Origin of the sequence: Pseudoclavibacter helvolus, from assembly GCF_049707175.1 — a bacterium.
Taxonomy (GTDB): domain Bacteria; phylum Actinomycetota; class Actinomycetes; order Actinomycetales; family Microbacteriaceae; genus Pseudoclavibacter; species Pseudoclavibacter helvolus_A.
Genome location: NZ_JBNAFM010000049.1, coordinates 1 through 382, shown reverse-complemented (window position 1 = coordinate 382; position 382 = coordinate 1). Strand labels below are relative to the sequence as shown.

The 382-nt window shown below is 70.7% G+C and carries 1 protein-coding gene; it reads left to right on the top strand.

The genetic code is table 11. The annotated features are described in order from the left end of the window. A partial coding sequence (locus ACPYN9_RS17220) for a DUF222 domain-containing protein (protein ID WP_424468120.1) occupies positions 1-382 on the top strand: 382 nt, incomplete at both ends.

Genomic DNA, 382 nt, shown 5'->3' with positions numbered 1-382 from the left:
AGACGGCGGTTGTGGATGCGCTTCTTGAGGGCCGGACCGATCTGTTGAGGGTTCTTGATGGTGAGCTCGTGGTCGTGCTGTCCGAGTTGGCGGCGCGTCGGCGGGTGCTGGACGCCGCGCTGGTCGAGGTCGCTGCGGAGGCGCTGCGGCGTGAGGACGAGTGTCCGCGGGACGAGACGCTCGCGAGGAAGGCTGGCTTCCGGAACCTTCCGGCGCTGTTGGAGCAGGTGCTGGGCGTGAAGCCCTTCGAGGCGCACGCGCTCGTGAAGGTCGCCGCGGGGACGCGGGAGCGGATGGGGATGACCGGGGAGCCGATCCCGGCGAAGTACCCGAGCGTGGCTCGGGCGGTGTCGGCCGGGGTGATGTCGCTTGCGCAGGCGGC